Origin of the sequence: Bacteroides sp. AF25-38AC (assembly GCF_003602995.1) — a bacterium.
Taxonomy (GTDB): Bacteria; Bacteroidota; Bacteroidia; order Bacteroidales; family Bacteroidaceae; genus Bacteroides; species Bacteroides uniformis.
In genome coordinates, this window is record NZ_QTMD01000004.1 from 101,132 (window position 1) to 126,015 (window position 24,884).

At 48.0% G+C, this 24,884-nt stretch carries 18 protein-coding genes and 3 tRNA genes; 12 read left to right on the plus strand and 9 right to left on the minus strand.

All coding sequences use genetic code 11. The features are described 5' to 3' along the window. The first annotated feature begins 27 nt into the window (after window positions 1-27). From gmd to DWY55_RS04110, 6 genes are all read left to right on the plus strand, one after another. Complete coding sequence (gene gmd / locus DWY55_RS04085) at window positions 28-1,104, plus strand: GDP-mannose 4,6-dehydratase (RefSeq protein WP_005828049.1); 1,077 nt, start codon at window positions 28-30, stop codon at window positions 1,102-1,104. Between the two features lie 26 nt (window positions 1,105-1,130). After that, on the plus strand, window positions 1,131-2,207 hold the full coding sequence (locus DWY55_RS04090; RefSeq protein ID WP_087332586.1) for a GDP-L-fucose synthase family protein: 1,077 nt from the start codon (window positions 1,131-1,133) through the stop codon (window positions 2,205-2,207). A 20-nt stretch (window positions 2,208-2,227) separates the two neighbouring features. Then, the gene (locus DWY55_RS04095; RefSeq protein WP_120046660.1) at window positions 2,228-4,642 is read left to right on the plus strand and encodes a TonB-dependent receptor; all 2,415 of its coding nucleotides are present in this window, start codon (window positions 2,228-2,230) and stop codon (window positions 4,640-4,642) included. Window positions 4,643-4,742: 100 nt separating this feature from the next. After that, complete coding sequence (locus DWY55_RS04100) at window positions 4,743-6,401, plus strand: long-chain fatty acid--CoA ligase (RefSeq protein ID WP_005828046.1); 1,659 nt, start codon at window positions 4,743-4,745, stop codon at window positions 6,399-6,401. Window positions 6,402-6,456: 55 nt separating this feature from the next. Beyond that, the gene (locus DWY55_RS04105; RefSeq protein ID WP_005828045.1) at window positions 6,457-8,004 is read left to right on the plus strand and encodes a sulfatase; all 1,548 of its coding nucleotides are present in this window, start codon (window positions 6,457-6,459) and stop codon (window positions 8,002-8,004) included. 9 nt (window positions 8,005-8,013) lie between these two features. Then, window positions 8,014-9,300 (plus strand): LA_2272 family surface repeat-containing protein, encoded by a 1,287-nt coding sequence (locus DWY55_RS04110; RefSeq protein ID WP_009036867.1) that lies wholly within the window; start codon window positions 8,014-8,016, stop codon window positions 9,298-9,300. Window position 9,301: 1 nt separating this feature from the next. Here DWY55_RS04110 and DWY55_RS04115 read toward each other — a convergent pair whose 3' ends face one another. From DWY55_RS04115 to DWY55_RS04155, 9 genes are all read right to left on the minus strand, one after another. After that, on the minus strand, window positions 9,302-11,290 hold the full coding sequence (locus tag DWY55_RS04115; RefSeq protein ID WP_005828043.1) for a fructose-1,6-bisphosphatase: 1,989 nt from the start codon (window positions 11,288-11,290) through the stop codon (window positions 9,302-9,304). A 54-nt stretch (window positions 11,291-11,344) separates the two neighbouring features. Continuing rightward, the gene (locus DWY55_RS04120; protein ID WP_005828042.1) at window positions 11,345-13,015 is read right to left on the minus strand and encodes a putative transporter; all 1,671 of its coding nucleotides are present in this window, start codon (window positions 13,013-13,015) and stop codon (window positions 11,345-11,347) included. Window positions 13,016-13,108: 93 nt separating this feature from the next. Next, window positions 13,109-14,122, minus strand: coding sequence for an inorganic phosphate transporter (locus tag DWY55_RS04125; protein ID WP_005828041.1), 1,014 nt, complete (start codon window positions 14,120-14,122; stop codon window positions 13,109-13,111). Window positions 14,123-14,134: 12 nt separating this feature from the next. Continuing rightward, complete coding sequence (locus DWY55_RS04130) at window positions 14,135-14,782, minus strand: DUF47 domain-containing protein (protein WP_005828040.1); 648 nt, start codon at window positions 14,780-14,782, stop codon at window positions 14,135-14,137. 28 nt (window positions 14,783-14,810) lie between these two features. Then, on the minus strand, window positions 14,811-15,458 hold the full coding sequence (locus DWY55_RS04135) for a DedA family protein (protein ID WP_005828039.1): 648 nt from the start codon (window positions 15,456-15,458) through the stop codon (window positions 14,811-14,813). Between the two features lie 95 nt (window positions 15,459-15,553). Next, window positions 15,554-15,967, minus strand: a complete 414-nt coding sequence (locus tag DWY55_RS04140; RefSeq protein ID WP_117879113.1) for a hypothetical protein — start codon at window positions 15,965-15,967, stop codon at window positions 15,554-15,556. A 99-nt stretch (window positions 15,968-16,066) separates the two neighbouring features. Further along, window positions 16,067-16,138 (minus strand) — tRNA-Glu (locus tag DWY55_RS04145). Between the two features lie 15 nt (window positions 16,139-16,153). Beyond that, window positions 16,154-16,226 (minus strand) — tRNA-Lys (locus tag DWY55_RS04150). Between the two features lie 3 nt (window positions 16,227-16,229). Further along, window positions 16,230-16,319, minus strand: a tRNA-Ser gene (locus DWY55_RS04155). 228 nt (window positions 16,320-16,547) lie between these two features. Here DWY55_RS04155 and DWY55_RS04160 point away from each other — a divergent pair. The 6 genes from DWY55_RS04160 (at window position 16,548) to DWY55_RS04185 (ending at window position 24,823) form a co-directional block, all read left to right on the plus strand. Then, on the plus strand, window positions 16,548-17,897 hold the full coding sequence (locus DWY55_RS04160) for an MATE family efflux transporter (protein ID WP_005828037.1): 1,350 nt from the start codon (window positions 16,548-16,550) through the stop codon (window positions 17,895-17,897). An 87-nt stretch (window positions 17,898-17,984) separates the two neighbouring features. Continuing rightward, complete coding sequence (locus DWY55_RS04165; protein WP_005828036.1) at window positions 17,985-18,569, plus strand: Crp/Fnr family transcriptional regulator; 585 nt, start codon at window positions 17,985-17,987, stop codon at window positions 18,567-18,569. Between the two features lie 144 nt (window positions 18,570-18,713). Continuing rightward, window positions 18,714-19,640: a tyrosine-type recombinase/integrase gene (locus DWY55_RS04170; protein WP_008663082.1), complete on the plus strand. Its 927-nt coding sequence runs from the start codon at window positions 18,714-18,716 to the stop codon at window positions 19,638-19,640. A gap of 503 nt (window positions 19,641-20,143) precedes the next feature. Continuing rightward, window positions 20,144-21,547 carry an undecaprenyl-phosphate glucose phosphotransferase gene (locus DWY55_RS04175; RefSeq protein WP_057253254.1) on the plus strand — a complete coding sequence of 468 codons (1,404 nt, stop codon included), beginning with the start codon at window positions 20,144-20,146 and terminating at the stop codon, window positions 21,545-21,547. A gap of 38 nt (window positions 21,548-21,585) precedes the next feature. After that, on the plus strand, window positions 21,586-22,413 hold the full coding sequence (locus DWY55_RS04180) for a polysaccharide biosynthesis/export family protein (RefSeq protein ID WP_016273479.1): 828 nt from the start codon (window positions 21,586-21,588) through the stop codon (window positions 22,411-22,413). Between the two features lie 16 nt (window positions 22,414-22,429). Next, entirely contained in the window at window positions 22,430-24,823 is a 2,394-nt protein-coding gene (locus DWY55_RS04185; RefSeq protein ID WP_008663076.1) for a GumC family protein, read from the plus strand. Window positions 24,824-24,884: the final 61 nt, after the last annotated feature.

Genomic DNA, 24,884 nt, shown 5'->3' on the forward strand with positions numbered 1-24,884 from the left:
AAGACATAATAACAAGAAGCATACATTATGAAGAAAGCCCTTATCTCCGGCATTACCGGGCAGGACGGCTCGTTCCTTGCCGAATTCCTCCTGCAGAAAGGATATGAAGTGCACGGTATCCTGCGTCGCTCTTCCTCTTTCAACACCGGCCGCATCGAACACCTCTACTTCGATGAGTGGGTACGCGACATGAAACAGAAACGTACCATTAACCTGCACTATGGAGACATGACAGACTCCAGCTCTCTCATCCGTATCATCCAGAGTGTGCAGCCGGACGAAATATATAACCTTGCCGCTCAAAGCCATGTCAAAGTATCCTTCGACGTGCCCGAATATACCGCCGAAACCGATGCCGTAGGCACCCTGCGCATGCTCGAAGCCGTACGCATTCTCGGTATGGAAAAGAAGACACGCATCTACCAGGCCTCCACTTCCGAGCTCTTCGGAAAAGTGCAGGAAGTGCCGCAAAGCGAAACGACCCCGTTCTATCCCCGCAGCCCCTATGGCGTAGCCAAACAGTATGGCTTTTGGATTACAAAGAACTACCGCGAAAGCTATGGCATGTTTGCTGTAAACGGCATACTCTTCAACCACGAGAGCGAACGCCGAGGTGAAACCTTCGTGACAAGAAAAATCACACTGGCGGCTGCCCGCATCGCCCAAGGCTTCCAGGACAAGCTGTATCTGGGCAATCTGGATGCCCGGCGCGACTGGGGATATGCCAAAGACTACATCGAGTGCATGTGGCTCATCCTGCAGCACGACACCCCCGAAGACTTCGTCATTGCCACCGGAGAAATGCATACCGTACGCGAATTTGCGACACTGGCATTCCGGGAGGTAGGCATCACTCTGCGCTGGGAAGGCCAGGGAGTGGACGAGAAGGGTATCGACACACAGACCGGAAAAGTCCTCGTGGAAGTCGACCCCAAATATTTCCGGCCTGCCGAAGTGGAACAATTGCTGGGCGACCCCACCAAAGCAAAAACACTGCTGGGATGGAATCCGAGGCAGACCAGTTTTGAAGAGTTGGTACGCATCATGGCAGAGCACGACATGAAATTTGTGAAGAAACTGTATTTAAGAAGCAAAGAGCTTTGAATGAACAATTAAACTTTCAGACAACAATGTTAGACAAAAATGCCAAAATATATGTAGCAGGCCACCGGGGACTGGTAGGTTCTGCCATCTGGAAAAATCTTGAGGAGAAAGGATACACCAATCTCATCGGCAAGACCCACACAGAACTCGATCTGCTCGACGGAGTTGCCGTACGCCGCTTCTTCGACGAGGAGCAGCCCGAATATGTATTCCTTGCCGCCGCCTTTGTGGGTGGCATTATGGCCAACAGTATCTACCGTGCCGATTTCATCTACAAGAACTTGCAGATACAGCAGAACGTCATCGGCGAAAGCTTCCGCCACGGAGTGAAAAAACTTCTCTTTCTGGGCAGCACCTGCATCTATCCCCGTGATGCCGAACAGCCGATGAAAGAAGACGCACTCCTCACTTCTCCGCTGGAATACACGAACGAGCCCTATGCCATCGCCAAAATAGCCGGACTGAAAATGTGCGAAAGCTTCAATCTTCAATACGGTACGAACTACATTGCCGTGATGCCCACCAACCTTTACGGTCCCAACGACAACTTCGACCTGGAACGCAGCCACGTGCTTCCTGCCATGATACGCAAGATACACCTCGCCCACTGCCTGAAACAAGGCGACTGGGATGCCGTACGCCACGACATGAACCTGCGTCCGGTGGAAGGCATCAACGGCGACAGCAGCAAAGAGGACATTCTGAATATCCTCCGGAAATACGGCATCAGCGAAGAAGAAGTGAGATTATGGGGTACCGGCACCCCCTTGCGCGAATTCCTCTGGAGCGAGGAGATGGCAGATGCCAGCGTCTTCGTCATGGAACACGTCGACTTCAAAGATACCTTCAAGCCGGGCGACAAGGAAATCCGCAACTGTCACATCAATATCGGTACGGGCAAGGAAATCACTATCCGCCAGTTGGCAGAGCTGATTGTCAACACCGTAGGCTATCAGGGCCGGTTGACCTTCGACACTTCCAAACCCGACGGCACCATGCGCAAACTGACCGATCCCGGTAAGTTACATGCATTGGGATGGCATCATAAGATTGATATCGAGGAAGGTGTGCAACGCATGTACCGATGGTACTTGGGAAAGTAATTAGTGACGTCTGATTAGCCATGAATGCCATACGGTACAAGGTGGGAACTGTATTGTTTATATTGCTGATACTTTTATCAGGTATCAGCCCAACCATGAATGCCATGATAGCTCCCGTGACCTATTCCGTTCGCGGCAAAGTCATCGACAGACAGTCCAGACAACCCGTGGCCTACGCCAACGTTTTCGTTGCCGGCATCCCCGGGAAAGGGGCATCCACCGATTCACTCGGCACATTCAAGATAGAGCAGGTACCTCCGGGCATCTATAGCCTTGAGGCATCCTGCATAGGATACCAGACTGTTTCCACCCCCGAATATATTGTTTCAGCCTCAACCCCGTTCATCGAGATAGAGATGGAAGAGGATGCCAATCTGCTGAACACAGTAGTGGTGGTGCCTTCCCCCTTCCGGCGAAGTATCGAAAGCCCGGTCAGCATGCGTATCATCGGCTTGCAGGAAATAGAGAAAAGTCCCGGAGCCAACCGGGATGTTTCGCGCATCGTACGCTCCTATCCCGGCGTCTCTTTCTCTCCCATCGGCTATCGCAACGACTTGATTGTTCGGGGCGGTTCTCCTTCCGAAAACCGCTTTTATATGGATGGCATCGAAATCCCCAACATCAACCACTTTGCCACTCAGGGTGCATCCGGAGGACCGGTAAGTATTGTCAATGCCGACCTGATACGCGAGATTACATTTTATACGGGCGCCTTCCCCGCCAACCGCTCCGGAGCCTTGAGTTCCGTCCTCGACTTCCGCCTCAAGGACGGAAATCCGGACAAGCAGGCGTTCAAAGCCACCATCGGCGCATCGGAAGTCTCGCTCAGCGGAGCAGGCCATCTGGGGCAGCGCACCACTTATCTGTTCTCCGCACGCCAGTCCTACCTGCAACTTTTGTTCAAGGCTTTGGGACTGCCCTTCCTGCCCAATTTCATTGACGGACAATTCAAAACAAAAACCCGTTTCAACGAGCACAGCGAGCTGACCCTGCTTGGTCTTGCAGGCATTGACAAGATGAAACTGAATACCGATGAAAAAGGAGAAGATGCCGAATATCTGCTCAGCTATCTCCCCACTATCCATCAGGAAACATTCACTTTCGGAGCCTCTTACAGACACTACAATGGAAGGCACGTACAATCCCTTATACTGAGCCATAACTACCTGAACAACCGCAATCTGAAATACCGCAACAACGATGACTCTTCCGAAGACAACCTGACCCTGCGCCTACGCTCCACAGAACAAAAGACCACCCTGCGTTTCGAAAACCAAACGCGCTTGGGAGCATGGACCCTAAAGGAAGGAGCAGAACTGAACAACTCCATCTATGCAAACCACAGCCGGCAAAGACTATACGGCAGTCATTCGGGTACGCTCTCCATCTACGAAACCTCACTCAACATCTTCGGCTGGGGGGCTTTCTTCTCTTCCGACTATACCACCGCCGACAAGCGTCTGGCACTTTCTGCCGGTATCCGTATGGATGGCAACACTTACAACCGAAAGATGCGGCAGCTATGGAAACAGTTCTCCCCACGCCTCTCTGCATCCTACAAACTCTCGGAACAATGGACCCTGAGCGGAAGTACCGGCCTCTACCACCAATTGCCTCCCTACACCGCTTTGGGATATAAAGACAATGAAGGGCAATATCTCAACAAAAACCTGAAGTACATGCAGGTCTTTGAAAGCAGCCTCGGTGTGGACTGGCACCTGCAAGACCGGTTCATGGTTTCTGCAGAAGGTTTCTTCAAGCGTTACAGCCGTATGCCACTTTCCCTTCAAGACAACATTCCGTTGGCATGCAAAGGAAACGATTACGGTGTCACCGGCAACGAAGCACTCGTCCCTACAGCCAGCGGCAGGGCCTACGGACTGGAAACCATGTTCCGCTGGCAGGCATCCGGCAAGTTCAATCTCGTATCCTCCTTCACCTTATACCGCAGCGAATACCGCAACCGCCCAGATGGAGACTTCATTCCATCTGCCTGGGACAACCGTTTCATACTCAACATGAGCGGTACATACAACCTGCCCCGGCGCTGGAGCATAGGAGGCAAGCTAAGCTATATAGGCGGCAGCCCCTACACTCCCTATGATGAAGACAAATCATCACTCGTAGAAGCATGGGATGCCAAAGGACAGCCCTACTACGACTATGCGTACTATAATACCGGGCGACTTCCCAACTTTGCCCAGTTAGACTTGCGTGTGGACAAGTCCTTCTACTTCCATCACTGCATGATAGGAATCTATCTGGACATACAGAATATCACCGGCAACAAACTGAAGCAACCGGATGTGATAATGAGTACGGGCATCATCGAAAATCCGTCTGCTCCTGTTACCGAACAGCGCTATAAAATGAAATACCTCAAGCAGGAAAGCGGCACTATCCTGCCTACTTTAGGTATAACTGTCGAGTTTTAGCAAATAGCCGCCATAAAAACTATTTTCCCTATAAAAGTTTGCTTTCTATATATAAACCCTTATATTTGCACAATTTTCAACCAAATGTGCAATTAATATCATGGAACAAAGTTTTATCGCCTATATAGAGAATAGCATAAAGGAAAATTGGGATTTAGACGCTCTGACCGACTATAAGGGAGCAACCCTACAATATAAGGACGTAGCCCGCAAAATAGAAAAGCTGCATATCATTTTCGAGGCAAGCGGCATCAAGAAAGGCGATAAGATTGCCGTCTGTGGCCGCAACAGTTCCCACTGGGGCGTAACGTTCCTCGCAACATTGACCTACGGTGCGGTAATCGTCCCCATCCTTCACGAGTTCAAGGCAGACAATGTACACAACATCGTGAACCATTCCGAAGCCAAACTGCTTTTCGTAGGCGACCAGGTTTGGGAAAACCTCAACGAAAGTGCCATGCCGCTGCTGGAGGGCATCATGATGATGGCAGACTTCTACATTCTTGTCTCCCGTAGCGAAAAGTTGGACTATGCCCGCGAACATCTCAACGAAATGTTCGGTAAGAAATACCCCAAGAACTTCCGCAAGGAGCATGTCAGTTATCACAAGGACCAGCCCGACGAACTAGCGGTCATCAACTATACATCCGGCACCACCAGTTACTCCAAAGGAGTGATGCTGCCCTACCGCAGCCTTTGGTCAAACACCACTTTTGCTTTCGAAGTATTGCCGCTGAAAGCCGGTGACAAGATTGTCTCCATGCTGCCAATGGCACATATGTACGGACTTGCATTCGAGTTTCTGTATGAATTCGCCGTAGGTTGCCACATATTCTTCCTCACTCGTATGCCCAGCCCCAAAATCATTTTCCAGGCTTTCACCGAAGTGAAGCCTAACCTGATTGTGGCTGTTCCGCTCATTATCGAAAAGATTATAAAGAAGAGCGTACTGCCCAAGCTGGAAACTCCTGCCATGAAGCTGTTGCTGAAAGTACCCATCATCAATGACAAGATAAAGGCGACCGTACGCGAACAAATGATTCAAGCCTTTGGCGGAAACTTTGCAGAAATCATTGTAGGAGGAGCTGCCTTCAACCAGGAAGTGGAGCAGTTCTTAAAGATGATAGATTTCCCCTATACGGTAGGCTATGGAATGACGGAATGCGGCCCCATCATCTGTTACGAGGATTGGACCCGCTTCAAACCCGGTTCTTGCGGAAAGGCCGCACCGCGTATGGAGGTGAAAATCCTATCATCCGATCCCGAAAACATTCCGGGAGAGATTGTCTGCCGTGGTCCCAATGTCATGCTGGGTTACTACAAGAACGACGAGGCCACCGTACAGGTACTCGACAAAGACGGCTGGCTGCACACCGGAGACCTTGCCCTGATGGATGCCGAAGGCAACGTAAGCATCAAGGGACGCAGCAAGAACATGCTCCTTGGTCCGAGCGGTCAGAATATCTACCCGGAAGAGATAGAAGACAAACTGAACAATATGCCGTATGTAGCCGAAAGCATCATCGTGCAGCAGAATGAGAAACTGGTAGGTCTGGTTTACCCCGACTTCGATGATGCCTTTGCCCATGGGCTGAACAATGACGACATCGAACGCGTCATGGAGGAAAACCGTGTGGCACTGAATGCAGAACTGCCCGCATACAGCCAGATATTCAAAATGAAAATCTATCCTGAAGAATTTGAAAAAACGCCGAAGAAATCTATCAAACGCTTCTTGTATCAGGAGGCCAAAGGATAATGTAAAAAAACAATTAAACTACAACCTATCTAACCCTTTCTAAATTATTATCTAAATGAGAAACGAATTATTATTATCCGCCATGCTTCCGATATGCGGAATGGCGGGAGAAGCGTATGGCATGCCGCCTGGGGATGCCGTACCTGCTCCAAAAGAGCAGCCAAACATCATTCTGTTCCTAGTGGATGACATGGGATGGCAAGACACGTCCCTCCCCTTTTGGACACAGCGTACCAAGTACAACGATACGTACCATACTCCCAACATGGAACGGATGGCTACACAAGGCAAAATGTTTACGCAGGCCTATGCATGCAGCATCAGTTCACCTACGCGTGTCAGCCTTTTTACGGGAATGAATGCTGCCAGGCATCGAGTCACCAGTTGGACCCTCCGCAAGAACACTACCCATGAACAACCCGACTCGGTCATGATTTATCCGGAATGGAACGTTAACGGCATTTGTCAAGAGCCTGGCGTGGAACGGACCACACAAGTCACCTCCCTGGCCGAAGTGCTCAAAGACCATGGCTATCACACCATTCATTGCGGAAAAGCCCACTTCGGTGCTGAAGGCACTCCCGGAGCCGACCCGTTGAAAATGGGGTTTGAAGTGAACATAGCCGGACATGCTGCCGGTTCACCTGCCAGCTACTATGGCAAGGAGAATTTCGGCAACAAAACAGACGGTAAAAGCCCGCTGGCTGCCGTACCCGGTCTGGAGAAATATCATGGAACCGACACTTTCCTAAGTGAAGCCCTTACCATAGAGGCCATGAAGGCACTGGACGATGCACAGCAGACTGACAAGCCATTCTTTCTATACATGGCACACTATGCCATCCATACCCCTATACAACCTGACATGCGTTTCTACCAGAAGTACCTGGACAAAGGCCTTCCTCCGGTAGAAGCCGCCTATGCTACTCTCATTGAGGGTATGGACAAAAGTCTGGGAGACATCATGGACTATCTGGACAAGAACAACCTGACGGAAAACACTATCCTCATCTTCATGTCCGACAATGGCGGTTTGGCGGCCCATACCCGCGCCGGACAACTGCATGTCCAGAACTATCCGCTCAATAGTGGTAAAGGTTCCGCCTACGAAGGAGGCATACGTGAACCGATGATTGTCCGCTGGCCGGGCATCGTAGCGCCCCAAACCCAATGCGACCATTACCTGATGATAGAGGACTTCTTCCCCACCATCCTTGAGATGGCAGGCGTAGACAACTATACAACCGTACAGCAACGCGACGGCATCAGTTTCATGCCATTGCTCACCGGAAAAGGTAAAATGAAAGACCGTGATATCTACTGGCATTATCCCAATAGCTGGGGTCCTTCCGGCCCGGGCATCGGAGCCACTTGCTCCATCCGTTCGGGCGAGTGGAAGCTGGTGTATTATTTCGGTGACGGTAGACGGGAACTTTTCAACATCCCCGCCGACATCAGTGAAAAACATGATATGGCCCGAGAGAAGCCTGAAGTTGTCAAAGAGTTGTCACGGAAATTAAGTAATTACCTCCGGTCTGTGGATGCGCAGCGCCCTCTGTTGCGTGCCACCCGCCAACCAGCTCCCTGGCCGGACGAAATATAGAAAAAAAGTATGAAACGAAACCTTTCCCTCCTCCTTGTGTCCCTGCTTCTTGCAGGGACAGCTCTTGCCCAAGAACATAATCCGGGCAGCGTACAGCCGGATACGATTCAGAAATCCTCCGAAAAATCTTTCCGGAAACAACGCTCTCCACGAACAGACCATGGCCCGGTAGGTATCAATATCTCCTTATGGAAAAACATCTCCACACAGCGGACTGATACCATAGGAAGCACCTGCTTCAATCTGGGTGTGTTCTCCTCCATGAACCGTCTGAATGGCCTCGGCATGAATATTCTTGGCAGTGTAACCGGCAGGGATGTGAACGGTGTACAGATGGCAGGTCTGTCAAATATGGTGGGGGGAAGCATGCGAGGCATGCAGATAGCAGGAATTACCAACATCAATGGCAACAACCTTATCGGAGTATCCGTTTCGGGACTGGTAGGTATCACCGGAAACCATGCGCAAGGCGTCATCATTTCCGGTCTGGCAAACATCAGTGGGGACTATAATCGTGGCGCCTCCATAGGCGGCCTGTTGAATATCAGCGGAGAAGGTGCTTCCGGCATACACTTTGCCGGACTCGCCAATATTTCCGGTGGAAATTTCAAAGGATTTTCAGGGGCCGGCCTGCTAAGTGTAATCGGTGAAGACTTGAATGGCATGCAGATGTCCGCCCTTACCAACATCACCGCCGGAGATATGACCGGTGTTCAGGTTTCCGGCCTGGGCAATGTGGTGGGTGGTACAGCCCGAGGATTACAAATAGGCGCTGCCAATATGGCCATACGTGCCAAAGGGCTTCAAATAGGTCTATTCAACTACTACAAAGAAAAATTAGATGGTTTCCAGTTGGGATTAGTCAATGCCAATCCCCAAACAAAAGTTCAACTGATGTTTTTCGGTGGTAATGCCACCAAGCTGAATGTAGGTGCCCGTTTCAAGAACCGGCTCTTCTATACCATCCTCGGTGGCGGTACCCATTATCTGGATTTTGGCGATAAGTTTTCCGCTGCCCTCTTCTACCGTGCCGGTCTTGAATTACCGCTCTACAAACAGCTGTTCATCAGCGGAGATCTGGGATACCAACATATAGAAACCTTCAAGAACAAGGACTACGGCATTCCGGCACGTCTCTATGCCCTCCAGGCACGTGTCAATCTGGAATACCACCTGACCGAGCGCTTTGGCATATTCCTCACCGGCGGTTATGGCGGCAGCCGCTACTACACCCAAGGGAAAACCTATGACAAAGGCATCATTGTAGAGGGCGGGGTGACGATACTGAAATTATAAATTATTGTTTCTCCTTAATCAGCCCCGTCCTATACGCCACCAGCAGTTTCATCAAATCCTGAATCTGCGTAACGAGTTCACTTCCTTTATCCGTATCCTTCACCATCATACGCTGCGAATTGAATTCGACAACCAGGGTTGTAGACTTGATGTCTTGTCCTTCTTCAATGGCTTTCTGACGGCTCTGGAACGGCTCATGCTGCACCAACTGCAAGCCGTGGGAATGATATACCAGCGTATATCCCGCAATTCCCGTTTCCGGCTGATAGGCTTTTGAAAAACCACCGTCAATCACCAGCAGCTTACCATCCGCTTTGATGGGTTTCTCACCTTTAATGGTCTTTACCGGTACATGTCCGTTGATGATATGCGAATGTGGCCCCGGCTTCACGCCGAACTCTTCAAGAATGCGGTCACACACCTCAGCCTCGTTGCGCAAAGCATAGTAATGCCCTTTCGTCTCCTTATGCAATGTTTTGTCGGCCACAAAATAGCGTTCAAAGGTAGCCATCTTGTCTTTATCGAAGGAAGGGGCATCCGGTCCGCACCACATGTACCAGACATAATCCAGTGCAAACTGTTTCTCGTCCGAACCGTCCTCGTCAAAGTAAGCGGTACGTATCAGCTGGTCGGTCTTTTTCAGCAACTTACGTCCCCAGTATTCCTTTTGGCCGATGCGAACATGTTTAAAACTGCCGTCCGCATTCAGAGGCACGGAAGCATGATAAAGCAGGTTACTGTTGCACACCAGATACATGCCGCCATACGTAAACAAGCAGCGCATGTGCTTCTTCATCTTCTCGCTGTTCATGAAAGAAGAATGAATCCGGTGCATCAGTTCGCGCTCTTCGTCCGACAGACGATACGGGTCCGCCGGGTCTACGGTGGGGAAATTCACATCGCGCAACGGATATTCCTTGCCTTCGTATACAAACACACCACGCTCGAAATCCACCAGATGCAGCAGTTTCCGGTTCTCCATACCGAACTCAGGACGGCGGCTGATGATTTCCGCCTCCAGTTTCAACTGGATAACCGTAATCGCCTTGTGCATCTGTGTAATCAGCCGCAAGGTCTTCTCATTGTATTCCGCATCGGCAAAGTTCATTTTCGGCGCAAAGATGGTGCAAGGGTCATCCGCATAGGTATCCATGGCAAACGTTGCAAGCGGCAACAGATTGATGCCATAACCATCCTCCAGCGTTGCTAAATTGGCATAGCGCATCGACATACGGATTACGTTGGCTATACAAGCATCATTACCTGATGCGGCACCCATCCACAGAATATCGTGGTTACCCCATTGGATGTCGAAATTATGATAATCACAGAGAGTATCCATGATAATATGCGCACCCGGTCCGCGGTCGTATATATCGCCCACGATATGCAGCGAGTCGATGGTCAAGCGCTGGATAAGGTTGCACATCGCCACAATAAAATCATCCGCACGCTTCGTAGAGATAATGGTACTGATTATGACATTGATATAGGCATGCTTGTTAGGTTCGATGCTCGATTCGTGCAACAGCTCTTGAATGATATACGAGAACTCTGCTGGAAGTGCCTTGCGTACTTTCGAACGGGTATATTTGGACGAAACGTTCTGGCATACTTTTACCAACTGGTTCAGTGTTATCAAATACCAGTCATCCAGGTCCGTTTCCTGCTCCTTGATAAGTTGCAGCTTCTCTTCCGGATAATAAATTAACGTACAGATTTCCTTCTTCTCACTTTCGCGCAGTGTATGCCCGAATATTTCGTTCACCTTACGTTTCACTGCCCCCGATGCATTCTTCAGCACATGCTGAAAAGCCTCATACTCGCCATGAATATCCGTCAGAAAATGCTCTGTACCTTTCGGCAGATTCAGAATGGCCTCCAGATTGATGATTTCTGTACTGGCATCAGCAATGGTAGGAAAACTGCGTGATAATAATTGCAAATAACGCAAGTCATTGACAATACTTTCCGGAGTTATATTTCCCATAGTTATTTAATTGATAGTTGATAATTGACAGTTGATAATATCCCTCATTCTTCATTATCCATTAATGAAGAACATGAGCAGCACTTGGGCTATAATTACCCGTAGAAACATGCACAGCGGATAAACCGTAGCATAAGCTACAGACGGATTGTCTCCCGGAATGGTGTCGTTGGCGTAGTTCAGCGCCATGGGGTTTGCCATGCTTCCGCACAGCATACCCGCCATTGTTCCGAAATCTATCTTCAGCCACTTGAAGGTAACGATACCCATAATCAATACCGGAACCACAGTCAACGCAAAACCCGTAGCAATCCATAACAGCCCTTCCGGCCGGAATACCGTATCGAAGAAATGGGCACCTGCATCCAGTCCCAGGCAAGCCAGGTAAAGAGACAATCCCAATGCACGGAGCATCAGGTTCGCACTGCGCGTAGTATAAGTCACCATGTGCATCCTCGGACCGAATGTCCCGATAAGAATACCTACGATGATAGGGCCTCCTGCCAATCCGAGCCGCACGGGAGCGCTGATGCCGGGAATGGAAATAGGAATTGCTCCCAAAGCCAGACCGATGACAATGCCGATAAATACCGCCACCAAGTTCGGTTCCTTCAGGCTTTTCACAGCATTGCCCAGCACCTTCTCCACATTTTGTATAGCAGCGGCTTCGCCCACTACGGTCAGGCGGTCACCCAATTGCAAGGTCAGTTCCGCTGTGGCCAGCAGCTGCACGCCGCTACGATAAACCCGGCTGATATTGATACCGTAATGATTACGCAGATGGAGAGAACCCAGCTTCTTGCCGTTCAACTCCGGGCGCGTCACCACGATACGTTGCGAAATCAACTGGCTGTCTATGGCATTCCAGTCTATATCTTCCTTGTTCCAATCAGTATGCTCCTGCTCGCCGAAAAGCACGGTCAGAGCCGGCGTATTTTTCTCCGAGGTAATCACCAGCAGGCGGTCACCTTCCTTTATAATCTTTTCCGAGGTAGGAATACTCACATTCCCATCCCGCCACAAGCGGGAAATCACGAACTTCGGATAGCTGTTCAGCCCGCCTATTTCCTTGATACTCTTGTTGAAGATGGCAGGATTGTGCACCTGGAACGCAACAATGTAAGGCTTGTTCACGTCATCCTTCTCTTTCAATTCCAGGTCTTCCTTATGCGCCAGCGTCTTACGGATGAACAGTACGGCCAGAATGACCCCTACCACCCCCAGCGGATATGCCACCGCACACCCCAAAGCAGGGGTACTGGACTCCAATCCCATCTGTTTCAATGTCTGCTGTGCCGCACCGAGTGCCGGTGTGTTTGTCGTGGCACCGCAAAGTATGCCCACCATATCCGGCAGGGATACCCCCAACCCATAGCTGCCCAGTACAGTCAGCAGGGTGCCGATAAGCACTACACCCGTGGCGAGCATATTCAGTTGTACCCCTCCTTTACGGAAAGAGCTGAAAAAACCCGGTCCCACCTGCAAACCCAAAGCATACACAAATATCACCAGCCCGAAGCTTTCCGCATAATTCAGCATCTGCGGGTCTATGGACAACCCGAAATGCCCGGCAATGATGCCGGCAAAGAATACAAACGTCACTCCCAATGAAATGCCGCAAACATGTATCTTCCCCAATCCCAATCCGATAGCAGAAATCAGTGAGAGTACCACAACCGCCTGCAAGGCGGAGTGCTCGACGAATAAACTATATAGCCAGTCCAATGTGCATTCTATTTTACAGTTTCAGGCTGCAAAGATAGTGCAAACCTCATGCAAAATAAAACGAACCCGTCTATTTTTTATGCGGCAGCACTTCTAAAAAAGGGATACGATACAATAAATCCCTGCTGCCAGCAAAGCACTGACGGGGATAGTCAGCACCCAAGCGGTCATCAGACTCTTCGTAACTCCCCAACGCACAGCCGAAAGCCGCTTCGTGGCCCCTACTCCGATAATAGCTCCCGTAATGGTGTGTGTCGTACTTACCGGAATCTTCAGATACTCCGTCAGATAAAGCGTAAACGCACCGGCAGTTTCCGCAATCACCCCTTCCAGTGGCGTCACCTTCGTAATCTTAGTCCCCATGGTCTTCACAATCTTCCACCCGCCGGACATGGTACCGAGTGAAATGGCCGTAAAACAAGAGAATGCCACCCAGTCCGGCAGGTCATCAATACTGTTTATCCCCATTCCCAGTCCTTCCGAATGTCCGGCTATCATAGCCGCAGCAATGATACCCATTACCTTCTGTGAATCATTCAGACCGTGCCCGATGCTGAACAAAGCCGAAGACACCAGCTGCAGTTTCTTGAACCACACCTCGGCCGTATGGGGATGCGCCCTGCGGCAAATGTACAAGACCAACAACGTAAAACCAAATGCCACCACCATACCAATCAAGGGAGCCAGAAAAATGAATGCCGCAATCTTCAGAATGATACTCAACTGGATGGCCTCAAAACCGTGTGCCATGATGGCAGCTCCGGCAAAACCTCCGATAAGCGTGTGCGAAGAAGAGGAAGGGATTCCCTTCCACCAAGTGAACAGATTCCAGGCAATAGCCGCAATCACGCCGGCCAGAATGATAGGCAAAGTAATGTAAGGCTCCATCACCGTTTTCGATACGGTGTTGGCAATGCCGAAACCGCCGATGACACACTTGGCGATGAAAAAGGCCACAAAATTGAAGAAAGCCGCCCATATCACCGCCTGAAACGGTGTAAGCACTTTGGTAGACACAATGGTGGCAATAGAATTGGCCGCATCATGAAAACCGTTGATATAATCGAATATCAGAGCCAGTACAATGATAATCACTAATAGTTCCATGCGTCCGTTCGTTTATGCGTATTTCACAATCAGGCTCCTCAAAATCTTGCCCACGTGTTCGGCTGCGTCCGTCGTTTTTTCCAACTCATACATAATCTCCTTGATTTTGATGAGTTCAATGCAGTCCTTCTCTTCTTCAAAAAGCCTGGTGATGAAAAATTCATAAATATCATCTGCCCGGTTTTCTATGTCATGCAGCTGGTTGCAATATGCGCGCAGCTTATCCGGACTCTTGCGGAATGCCTCCAGTTCATCCATGGCCTGGCCGATGAGGGCCGCTTCTTGTTGAACCATATGTCCCAGCTCTTTCCCCTTGTCCGAAATAGGATGCGGATTATAGATAGTGATACGCTTGGCACAGCTGTTTATTCCATCAATCACATCATCCATGCCCGAAGCCAGGTCATGGATATCCTCCCGGTCAAAAGGAGTAATGAAAGTAGTGCCCAGTTCATCCAGAATCAGATTGGTCAGCTTATCGCCCTCGCGCTCCAAATCTTTGATTCGTTTATAATCTTCCGCCCTCTTCTCAGGCGAGTCATGGCCCAATATTTCTATCAACAGAGCCGACGAGGACAATAAAATCTCAGACAATTGCTTCAGCAAAGGAAAGAATTTCGGTTCTTTCGGTGTGAACCGGCTAAAAAAAGAATTCTTCATAATGGATAAATGTACTAAGTATATTAATTTATTTTTGTTTTCGTTGTTTCAGTCTTGCACGCAGCACTTCTACCACGGCCGGCAGTATGGAAACCACAATAATGGCCACAATCAGCAGTTTGAGGTTCTCTTGTACAAACGGAAGGTCACCGAAGAAATAACCCGCATAACAGAAGATGGCAATCCAGCAGGCGCCCCCAATCAGGTTGTACAGCATGAAGTAATAGTAATGCATCTTACCCATCCCCGCCACGAATGGCGCAAACGTACGGACGATAGGCACAAAACGGGCTATGATAATTGTCTTGCCTCCATACTTCTTATAGAACTCATGGGTCTTGTCGAGATGGCTTTGCTTGAATATTCTGGAATCGGGATTATTGAAGAGCCTTTGCCCGAAGAAATGCCCTATCATGTAGTTGCAAGAGTCGCCCAATACCGCGGCAACAAACAATATCAAAGCCAGCACATTGACCTCGAGAGGCATGTCGGGCAGTGCGGCAATAGCTCCCGCCACAAAAAGCAGGGAATCGCCCGGCAGGAAAGGTGTGACCACCAGCCCCGTTTCGCAGAAAATAATCAGAAACAATATGGCATACGCCCACATATGATATTCCTGCACTATATCAATCATATACTGATCGATATGGAGAATAAAATCTAATAGAAAATCCATTATATATTGATTATCAGTACTTAAAAAATAGAGAAAAACTCGGCATGGGGAGACGGGCAATCTCTCTGGCTCCCGAAAGAGAGGAAGGGAAAGTACTAAATAAGAATACGCCTCAGCGTATATACATAATATCTATATGAAATCTTATGGGGATGGAAAGTAAAGGGGAAAGAAGTTGTCTTTTCTTCCGGGAGCAGAGTTTTCAGGGTTCTCGCAACCTTGGCGGCAATGAAGTCCGGATTAAGCCTCAACAATTTCGAGCAAGAGGCATGCCGTAATGAGAAGGTATTTCCTATGCAACCGGCATCTGCCAGGCAATTATAATTCGCGTCCTCCCCTTTTTCCTGGCATTGTCTGCCATCTGCCCCCGACAAGCTGTGCTGGGCTCCGGAGAAATAATGCACATCCGCAGTAGGGAGTGTCTTACATCCCTCCATATCATCAGAAACGGAAGCGAACTTCGATATGAGGAACAACCCTAACAAGATATAGAATATACATTTCGCCATAGCGGGTGCAAATATAGAAACTATTTTCGGATTACAACAGAAAAATGAAAAACAAAAAGCGGTTAACCGTTTCATCAGTCAACCGCTTTCTTGTTTTAGTAGTGGGTACGAGAATCGAACTCGTATACCATGCGTGAGAGGCATGTATCCTAACCGTTAGATGAACCCACCCTCGCATTTGTCTTGTACACCCTCAGGGATTCGAACCCTGGACCCACTGATTAAGAGTCAGTTGCTCTACCAACTGAGCTAAGAGTGCATCTGGCGGAAGCTGGGGGATTCGAACCCCCGGTACGGTTACCCGTACGTCAGTTTAGCAAACTGGTGGTTTCAGCCACTCACCCAAACTTCCTTTTTTATAACCAGCATTCTTTTCAAATGCGGTGCAAATGTAGGGCAAACTTTTGGACTGTGCAAATCTTTCCTACATATTTTTTTCACCGTTTTCATACAATTTGAGATAACACGTTAACACTCAAACCCTAAAACAAGAAAAAAAATTTGATACATATCAAACCGTCCTTTTCAACCTTTCCTTATCTTTGCGCGATTTTTAAAGTATAGTGCACATACACGGACAATGATACAACAAGAAAGCCTGAAAAAGCGGCTTGCCAAGCTGGCCGCCCCCATTTTTATAGAGACACTTCTCATCATGATGCTCGGTGCGGTGGACACCATCATGCTGAGCCGCCACTCGGACAACAGTGTTGCCGCCGTAGGGGTAGTCAACCAAATTATCATGCTCACTTTCCTCGTTTTCGAAGTCATCAACCTCGGAACGTCCGTTCTGTGTTCCCAGTATCTCGGTGCGAAACTACACAAGAAAGTAGTGCAAGTAGTCGGCGTATCCATCCTCGTCAACCTGGCGGTAGGTATCACGGTCAGCCTGGTACTGTTCTCCTGCGCCCATCCCATCCTCCGGCTGATGGGGCTCACCGCTGAACTGATGCAGGACGGCATGGACTATATGCGTATCGTAGGCGCTTTCGCCTTCTTCCAGGCACTATCCCTCACCCTCTCCGCCTCCCTGCGCAGTGCCAACAAGGCCATCTACCCGATGATGGTCACCGTCGTAGTCAATATTCTCAATATCATCGGCAACTACTCCCTCATCTTCGGTCGCTTCGGCTTTCCGGAACTGGGCGTGGAAGGCGCCGCCATCTCCACAGCCTTCAGCCGGGGTGTCTCCATGATTATACTGTTCGTCATACTGTTCCGCAAGCACATCCACCGTTTCCCACCGGCATACTTCCGCCCTTTTCCATGGATAGAACTAAAGAACCTGATGAAGGTAGGCCTGCCCTCCGCCGGCGAACAATTGTCGTACAGCTCGTCGCAGGTCGTCATCACCTACTTCATCAACATGTTGGGAGTGGAAGCGCTCGCCACCCGTACCTATTGTGTCAACATCATCATGTTCGCTTATCTGTTCAGCATCTCCATGGCACAAGGCGGCGCCATCTGTATCGGGCATCTGATAGGCGAGAAGAAACCTCACGCAGCCTTCCTTATGGGAAAATACGTCATGAAGAAATCCGTCATGATTACCGTCATGCTGTCCTGCATCCTCGCCCTTTCGGGGCATGCCATCTTTGGCTGGCTCACGTCCAACCCCGACATCATACGTATGGGTGCCACCATCCTTATCATAGATGTACTCCTCGAAATAGGCCGCCCCATCAACATCTTCGCCACCAACGCCCTTCGTGCGGCAGGAGATGTCAACTACCCCTTCTACGTAGGGTTGGTGGTGCAGTGGAGTGTAGCTGTAGGTGTGGGATACCTTTTCGGCTTCCCCTTCGGCTGGGGTATCTGCGGCATGTGGGTAGCCTTCCTGTTGGACGAGAATATCCGCGGCTTCATTTTCGTCCGCCGCTGGTATGGCATGAAATGGGTAAACAAAAGCTTCATCCGGAATTGTTTTTAATTCCAAAAGTCCTATCTTTGCTCCCCGAAAGCAGAAGCGGACCGAACTTTACCGGTCTTGCTTACTGAACAAATAAATCATGGTCTTATGGATGCACTATTGAAAGAAACCGTAGATGCCGCTATCAACTCCCGCTATCCAGGCATGGCTCCCGAGGGAAGAAGGTTGATAGAGGAAATCCTCATTCGCAAGGAAGTAGAAAAGGGCGCATTATTACTCAATGAAGGGCAGATAAGCCATAATATCGTATTTGTAGGAAAAGGCATGTTGCGCCAATTCTATTATAAAAACGGTAAAGACGTCACCGAACACTTTTCCTATGAAGGCTGCATCATCATCTGCATAGAAAGTACCTTGAAGCAGGAACCCACCCACCTCATGATTGAGGCACTCGAACCGAGTGTCGTATACCTGCTGCCATACAACAAGCTGCTGACACTTACCGAAATCTCATGGGAAATAAACATGTTCTATCGGAAGATTCTGGAATATTCCCTGATTGTTTCACAGATAAAGGCTGACTCCTGGCGGTTTGAGACTGCACGCGAGCGCTATAACCAGCTCATGGAACATCAGCCCGAAGTCATCAAGCGGGCTCCTTTGTCGCACATTGCGTCCTATCTGCTGATGACCCCCGAAACACTGAGTCGGGTACGTTCGGGCATACTGTAACCCTCCTCCTGTCTGCCCGGAGAATACATATCTGAATTTATATAGAAATTTTACCATTTCTCCCCTAAGCGTGCATTGATTGCCATACAATCATTTCATGCTCAAGGTTGTTTTATATGTATTTAAAATATTAAAATTCAGATTATGAATACTATACATAATTTTTCCGCTTCCCTGATACAGCGGACAAAACAAGCCGGACGATACAGTACATCCGGTATATATACCAGTACAGTGAACAGCTTTTTCCGCTTCATCGGCCACCGTTCCATCACTTTTGCAGATCTCACCCCCAGCCTCATCAAGCAATACGAAGACCGGCTGCTCGGCGAAGGGCGGCGCCATAATACCATATCCACCTATATGCGTATGCTCCGTTCCATCTCTCACCAAGCTGCCGAACAAGGCATTCCATTCACACACAGTATAGACGATTTGTTCGCCTATGTATTCACTGGCTATGAGCCTACCGCCAAACGGGCCATCTCTCCTTTACTAATCCGGCGCTTGGTAAATCTTGATTTGGAGAAGAAACCCGCCTTGCGTTTCAGCCGCGACATGTTTCTGTTAAGTTTTTACTTACGAGGCATTCCGTTCGTAGACCTTGTACATCTCCGCAAAACGGATGTCAAGCACAATACCATTTATTATTACCGCCATAAGACCCGTCAGCAATTGTCCGTACATATAGAGTCGTATGCCGCACAGATTATAAATAGGTATAAAAACGAAGCCGCCTCTTCCCCCTATTTGCTACCGATATTATCACTAACCGGGGAAGATGGTTACAGACAATACAAAAGTGCTTTACGGCTCTACAACCAACATTTACACACACTTTCGAAGATGTTACGGTTAAGCATTCCATTAACATCTTATGTAGCCCGCCATAGCTGGGCCACCACTGCCAAAGACGAAGGAGTGGCCATTTCTGTGATTAGTGAAAGCTTAGGACATACTTCTGAAAAGGTAACTCACGTTTACCTTGCTTCTTTTGACAACAATGCGATGAGTAAAGCAAATAAAAAAGTGATTGCAACAATCCATCCAAACAAAAAGAAAAAACCCTAAAAACTAGAATTTGTAAAAGTATTCCTATTTGTATAGGAGTACTTTTATTATCCAATTTTATTCTCTTACTTACAAGGTAAGAGAATATGTTTTGTGGCTGCAAAGATATGAAAAAGATTACTACAATCGCAAAAAAATAGATTTATTTTTTAATTCATATTTATCTCATATATAGATATAAGACACATTGCAGCCACTTGTATTTCAGTCTTATATATTTACATAAAAGCCCCCATTTTGAATTCAAAAATTAAATTTAATTATGAGATAAAATATCGTTTTACATTTTAATTACATATATAGTCTTTTAATGTAAAATACCTTTTAATGGCTGGTTTATAAGATTATTCTCCAAATAAAATACCACCTCTTACCTTGTAAGTAAGAGAGTATTGGTATCCATTACCTTGTAAGTAAGAGAATTATTAAACAAACAAGAATGAACAGTTTTTTCTCTTTCAATACCATTGAGAAAGAAAAAAGCTATTGAATTAGTGTGAATTATGAAACAAGTTCTCCATTTCAATAAAGTGATTAAGTTCGTCATTATCTTTGGTGACTTATGCTTACTGAACATCATTTTCATCTCGCTATATCACATTTTTGACTACCAAACACTGGGCAATGAATTTACACATTCATTGTCCCAGCTATTGGTATTATTGAATCTAGTCTATCTACTTTGCAATTACTCCAATGGCGTCGTACTGCATGAACGTATTGTACGTCCGGAACGCATTGTACGTCGGGCTCTCCGTAATACAACTTTTCACGCCACGCTGTTCATCAGCTTGGCTACTTTAGCAGATATAGGTACCAGTTCACTCCGTTTTTTTACATGCTTTTATAGTATTTTCTTTATCTGCCTCGCTATATATCGCCTTCTTTTCCGGTATTTACTGAAAAAATATCGAGAACATGGAGGTAACTCACGTACCGTCATTTTAATCGGCAGTAACAAAAACATGACAGAACTCTATCAAGAAATGACCGGAGATCCCACCACGGGCTTCCGCATTACCGGCTATTTCTGTGATGTACCTTCTGATGATTTTCCCGAAGATGTCCCCTATTTAGGGCAGCCTAAAGAAGTTGTCACTTATTTACAGCAACACCATATAGAACAAGTCTATTGCTGCTTGCCTTCTGCACGTAGCCATGAAATACTTCCAATCATCAATTATTGCGAAAATCACTTGATTCGTTTCTATAGTGTACCTAATATTCGCAATTACCTGCATCGTCGCATGCACTTCGAGATGTTTGGCAATATCCCCGTACTCACTATCCGCGAGGAACCTTTGGCACAAATGGAAAATCGCCTACTGAAAAGAGCCTTCGACCTCTTTTTCTCCCTCGTTTTTCTGTGTACAGTATTCCCCTTCGTCTACATCATCATAGGTACCGCTATCAAGCTATCCTCCCCCGGTCCTATCTTCTTCAAACAAAAACGAAGCGGAGAGAATGGAAATGAATTCTGGTGTTACAAATTCCGTTCGATGCGTGTCAACATAGACAGTGACGAACTACAAGCCACCGCCAATGACCCGCGCAAAACAAAAATCGGAGATTTCATCCGTAAAGCCAGCATTGACGAACTTCCCCAATTTTTCAATGTGTTACTGGGGCAAATGTCCGTTGTAGGGCCACGCCCCCATATGCTGAAACACACTGAAGAATATTCACGCCTTATCGACAAATATATGGTCAGACATCTGGTAAAGCCCGGCATCACCGGTTGGGCCCAAGTCACCGGCTACCGTGGTGAGACCAAAGAACTCTGGCAAATGGAAGGACGTGTACAGCGCGATGTATGGTATCTGGAACACTGGACTTTTCTATTGGATTTATACATTATATACAAGACAATCAGAAACGCCATTCAAGGCGAGAAAGAAGCGTATTGAGAATTAAAATTGAAAATCAAAAATTAAAAGGAGCAGTAATGAAAAACAAGAAAAGTATAGCCATCTTGATGGCGGCAATTACATTGGCAAGCTGCCAATCTTACAAAAAAGTACCTTATCTACAAAGTTACGAATCACTTACAGATAAGAGTTATAAGGAAATCGTCATCAATGAAGTCAACCAGCAGGATACCCTCTACGATGCGCGTATCCAACCTAAAGACTTGCTGAATATCACCATAAACACCACTGATCCGCAAGCTGCCGCACCGTTCAACCTGACCATGCAGACCTATAATAACATAGCACAATCCAATGCCAGCACTACATCGCAACCAGCTCTGCAACAATATCTCGTAGACAATGCAGGTGAGATAGACTTCCCCGTGATAGGCAGACTGCAAGTAGGCGGCTTAACTAAAAATGCAGCCGAGAACCTTATCCGTGAACAGCTTCGTCCTTATCTCAAAGAAATACCTATTGTCACTGTACGTATGTCCAACTACAAAATTTCTGTCCTCGGTGAAGTGAACAGTCCCGGAACTTTCACTATCAATAATGAGAAAGTGAATATTTTCGAGGCGCTTGCCATGGCAGGCGACATGACCATTTACGGTATACGAAACAACGTCAAGCTCATCCGCGAAGACTGTAACGGCCAGCGAAATGTCATCAGCCTAAACTTGAACGAGCAGAATATTCTTCATTCTCCCTACTACTACATGCAGCAGAATGATATCCTTTATATAGCTCCAAATAAAACCAAGGCAAAGAGTGCAAGCGTCAGTAACAGTACCACTATCTGGGTTTCTGTGATTACTTCCCTTGTTTCACTCGCAAGTCTGATTGTCAACATTGTAAGATAATTTTAATCCTCAAAAAATGAAAGAAGATTTATACGATGACCTTTTAAACGAAAAAGAGGAAAAAACAGATTTCCAAGCCCTCTTTTTCAAATACATCATTCATTGGCCCTGGTTTGTGGCAAGCGTATTGATATGCACTGGCCTGGCCTTTGCTTATCTCCGTTACCAAATACCTGTCTACGAAGTGTCATCTTCTATCCTAATTAAAGAAGACGACAAGAAAAGTACCAACAATGCACTGTCTGCCATGCAGGATTTTGGTATGCTTTCCATGACCAGCAACTTTGACAATGAGCTGGAAATTCTGAAATCAAGGACACTCATCAAGAAAGTCGTGTCACGTCTGAACCTTTATACCAACATCGCCATCGAACAATCTTTCGGCTACGATGTTCCACTTTACAAAAACTCCCCTCTTGATGTGTTCATGACCGCCGAGGAAGCTGACAAACTGGAAGGGAACATTCGGCTGGAACTGATATACTCCCCTACCGGCCAACTGACTGTCACAGCCTTTTATATACAAAACGGAGACAAGCAAGAAACGACCAAATCTTTCGACGAACTACCTGCCATTCTACCACTCCCGGTAGGTGTCATCACCATTTCGCACAATGATTCATTGCCTGCTCCGCAAGAGCCCGTCAATCTGAAGGCTATCATCAGTACCCCCACTGCCGCAGCAGCAGGCTATAGGGCAGGTCTGACCGTAGCCCCCATATCCAATACCAGTACCATTGCCACCATCAGTGTACAAAACACCCATATACAACGAGCCTCCGATTTCACCCAAGAACTGATAATACTCTATAATCAGGACACCAACACCGAAAAGAATGAAGTGGCCCAGAAAAGCGCCGACTTCATCGAGGAACGTATCAGCATCATCAACCACGAACTGGGCACCACAGAAACCGAACTGGCGGAATTCAAGCAACGCGCCGGACTGACCGACATCAGCAGCGACGCGCAGCTTGCCCTTCAGGAAAGTTCCAAGTACGAACAGCAATATGCAGAGAACGCCACCCAAATCAACCTCGTGAACTATCTGCGCGACTACATCAACAATCCTGCAAACAACGACGAGATCATCCCTGCCAACGTAGGACTGAGCGACATGAACCTGACCTCCGCCATAGACAAGTACAACAATCTCATCGTGGAGCGTAAGCGCCTGCTACGTACCTCCTCCGAAAGCAATCCCGCCATCATCAATCTGAACACGGGGATCGAGGCCATGCGCCACAATGTGAAAACCACCGTAAACAGTGTTTTGAAAGGCCTGCAAATCACCCGGAGCAACATCGACCGACAGTCGCGCAAGTACGAAAGCCGCATCAGCAACGCCCCCAAGCAGGAGCAGGAGTTCATGAGTATCGCACGCCAGCAGGAAATCAAGGCCACCCTCTACATCATGCTGCTGCAGAAACGCGAGGAAAACGCCATCACACTGGCTGCAACCGCCAACAATGGACGCATTATCGAAGAGCCTATGCCTGCCGGCATCGTTTCTCCCCAAGGCAAAAAAATCTATATGATTGCCTTTGTCATCGGCATCGGCATTCCCTTGGGCATCATTTTCCTATTGAACCTGCTCCGTTTCCGCATTGAAGGGCATACCGATGTGGAAAAGCTCACAAAGGTTCCCATTATCGGTGACATCCCCCTTACCGGTTCAAACAAGCATGAAGAGTCTGCCATTGCCGTACGCGAAAACGACAACGACATCATGACGGAAACCTTCCGCAGCCTGCGCACCAACCTGCTCTTCATGATGGGCGATCCGGATAAGAAAGTCGTCCTGGTTACCTCCACCATAAGCGGTGAAGGCAAGACTTTCATAGCTTCCAACCTCGCCCTCAGTCTGGCGCTGCTCGGCAAAAAGGTCATTCTGGTAGGATTGGATATACGCAAACCGGGATTGAACAAGTTGTTCCATCTTTCACACAAAGAAAAAGGAATCACCCAATACCTTGCCGCCCCCAAATCCACAGACCTTCATGCGCTGATACAGCCTTCCGGCATAACTTCCAACCTCGACCTGCTATTGGGCGGTCCCATCCCACCCAATCCTACGGAACTACTGGCACGCCAGTCACTGGAAGACACCATCAGTACATTACGCAAAGAATATGACTATATCGTACTGGATACAGCCCCTATCGGCATGGTGACCGACACGCTCATCCTTTCGCGCGTAGCGGACGCCAGCATCTACGTCTGTCGTGCAGATTATACGCATAAGACCGATTACCAGCTCATCAACGAGCTTCAGGAGCATCATCGTCTCCCCAACTTATGCACAGTAGTCAACGGAATCGATATGAAGAAGAAAAAATACGGTTATTACTACGGCTATGGTAAATACGGAAAGTATTACGGCTACGGTAAGAAATACGGATACAGTTGAGTTAGCGACTAGCTATTAAGAGTTGAGAGTAAATAATCGAGTGTCTAATTTTTAATTTCTA

Bases quoted from the DNA above. Each gene is read 5' to 3' on its own strand.
- gmd (WP_005828049.1), top strand. From the start codon at position 28: ATGAAGAAAGCCCTTATCTCCGGCATTACCGGGCAGGACGGCTCGTTC.
- DWY55_RS04090 (WP_087332586.1), top strand. From the start codon at position 1,131: ATGTTAGACAAAAATGCCAAAATATATGTAGCAGGCCACCGGGGACTG.
- DWY55_RS04095 (WP_120046660.1), top strand. From the start codon at position 2,228: ATGAATGCCATACGGTACAAGGTGGGAACTGTATTGTTTATATTGCTG.
- DWY55_RS04100 (WP_005828046.1), top strand. From the start codon at position 4,743: ATGGAACAAAGTTTTATCGCCTATATAGAGAATAGCATAAAGGAAAAT.
- DWY55_RS04105 (WP_005828045.1), top strand. From the start codon at position 6,457: ATGAGAAACGAATTATTATTATCCGCCATGCTTCCGATATGCGGAATG.
- DWY55_RS04110 (WP_009036867.1), top strand. From the start codon at position 8,014: ATGAAACGAAACCTTTCCCTCCTCCTTGTGTCCCTGCTTCTTGCAGGG.
- DWY55_RS04115 (WP_005828043.1), bottom strand. From the start codon at position 11,290: ATGGGAAATATAACTCCGGAAAGTATTGTCAATGACTTGCGTTATTTG.
- DWY55_RS04125 (WP_005828041.1), bottom strand. From the start codon at position 14,122: ATGGAACTATTAGTGATTATCATTGTACTGGCTCTGATATTCGATTAT.
- DWY55_RS04130 (WP_005828040.1), bottom strand. From the start codon at position 14,782: ATGAAGAATTCTTTTTTTAGCCGGTTCACACCGAAAGAACCGAAATTC.
- DWY55_RS04135 (WP_005828039.1), bottom strand. From the start codon at position 15,458: ATGGATTTTCTATTAGATTTTATTCTCCATATCGATCAGTATATGATT.
- DWY55_RS04140 (WP_117879113.1), bottom strand. From the start codon at position 15,967: ATGGCGAAATGTATATTCTATATCTTGTTAGGGTTGTTCCTCATATCG.
- DWY55_RS04160 (WP_005828037.1), top strand. From the start codon at position 16,548: ATGATACAACAAGAAAGCCTGAAAAAGCGGCTTGCCAAGCTGGCCGCC.
- DWY55_RS04165 (WP_005828036.1), top strand. From the start codon at position 17,985: ATGGATGCACTATTGAAAGAAACCGTAGATGCCGCTATCAACTCCCGC.
- DWY55_RS04170 (WP_008663082.1), top strand. From the start codon at position 18,714: ATGAATACTATACATAATTTTTCCGCTTCCCTGATACAGCGGACAAAA.
- DWY55_RS04175 (WP_057253254.1), top strand. From the start codon at position 20,144: ATGAAACAAGTTCTCCATTTCAATAAAGTGATTAAGTTCGTCATTATC.
- DWY55_RS04180 (WP_016273479.1), top strand. From the start codon at position 21,586: ATGAAAAACAAGAAAAGTATAGCCATCTTGATGGCGGCAATTACATTG.
- DWY55_RS04185 (WP_008663076.1), top strand. From the start codon at position 22,430: ATGAAAGAAGATTTATACGATGACCTTTTAAACGAAAAAGAGGAAAAA.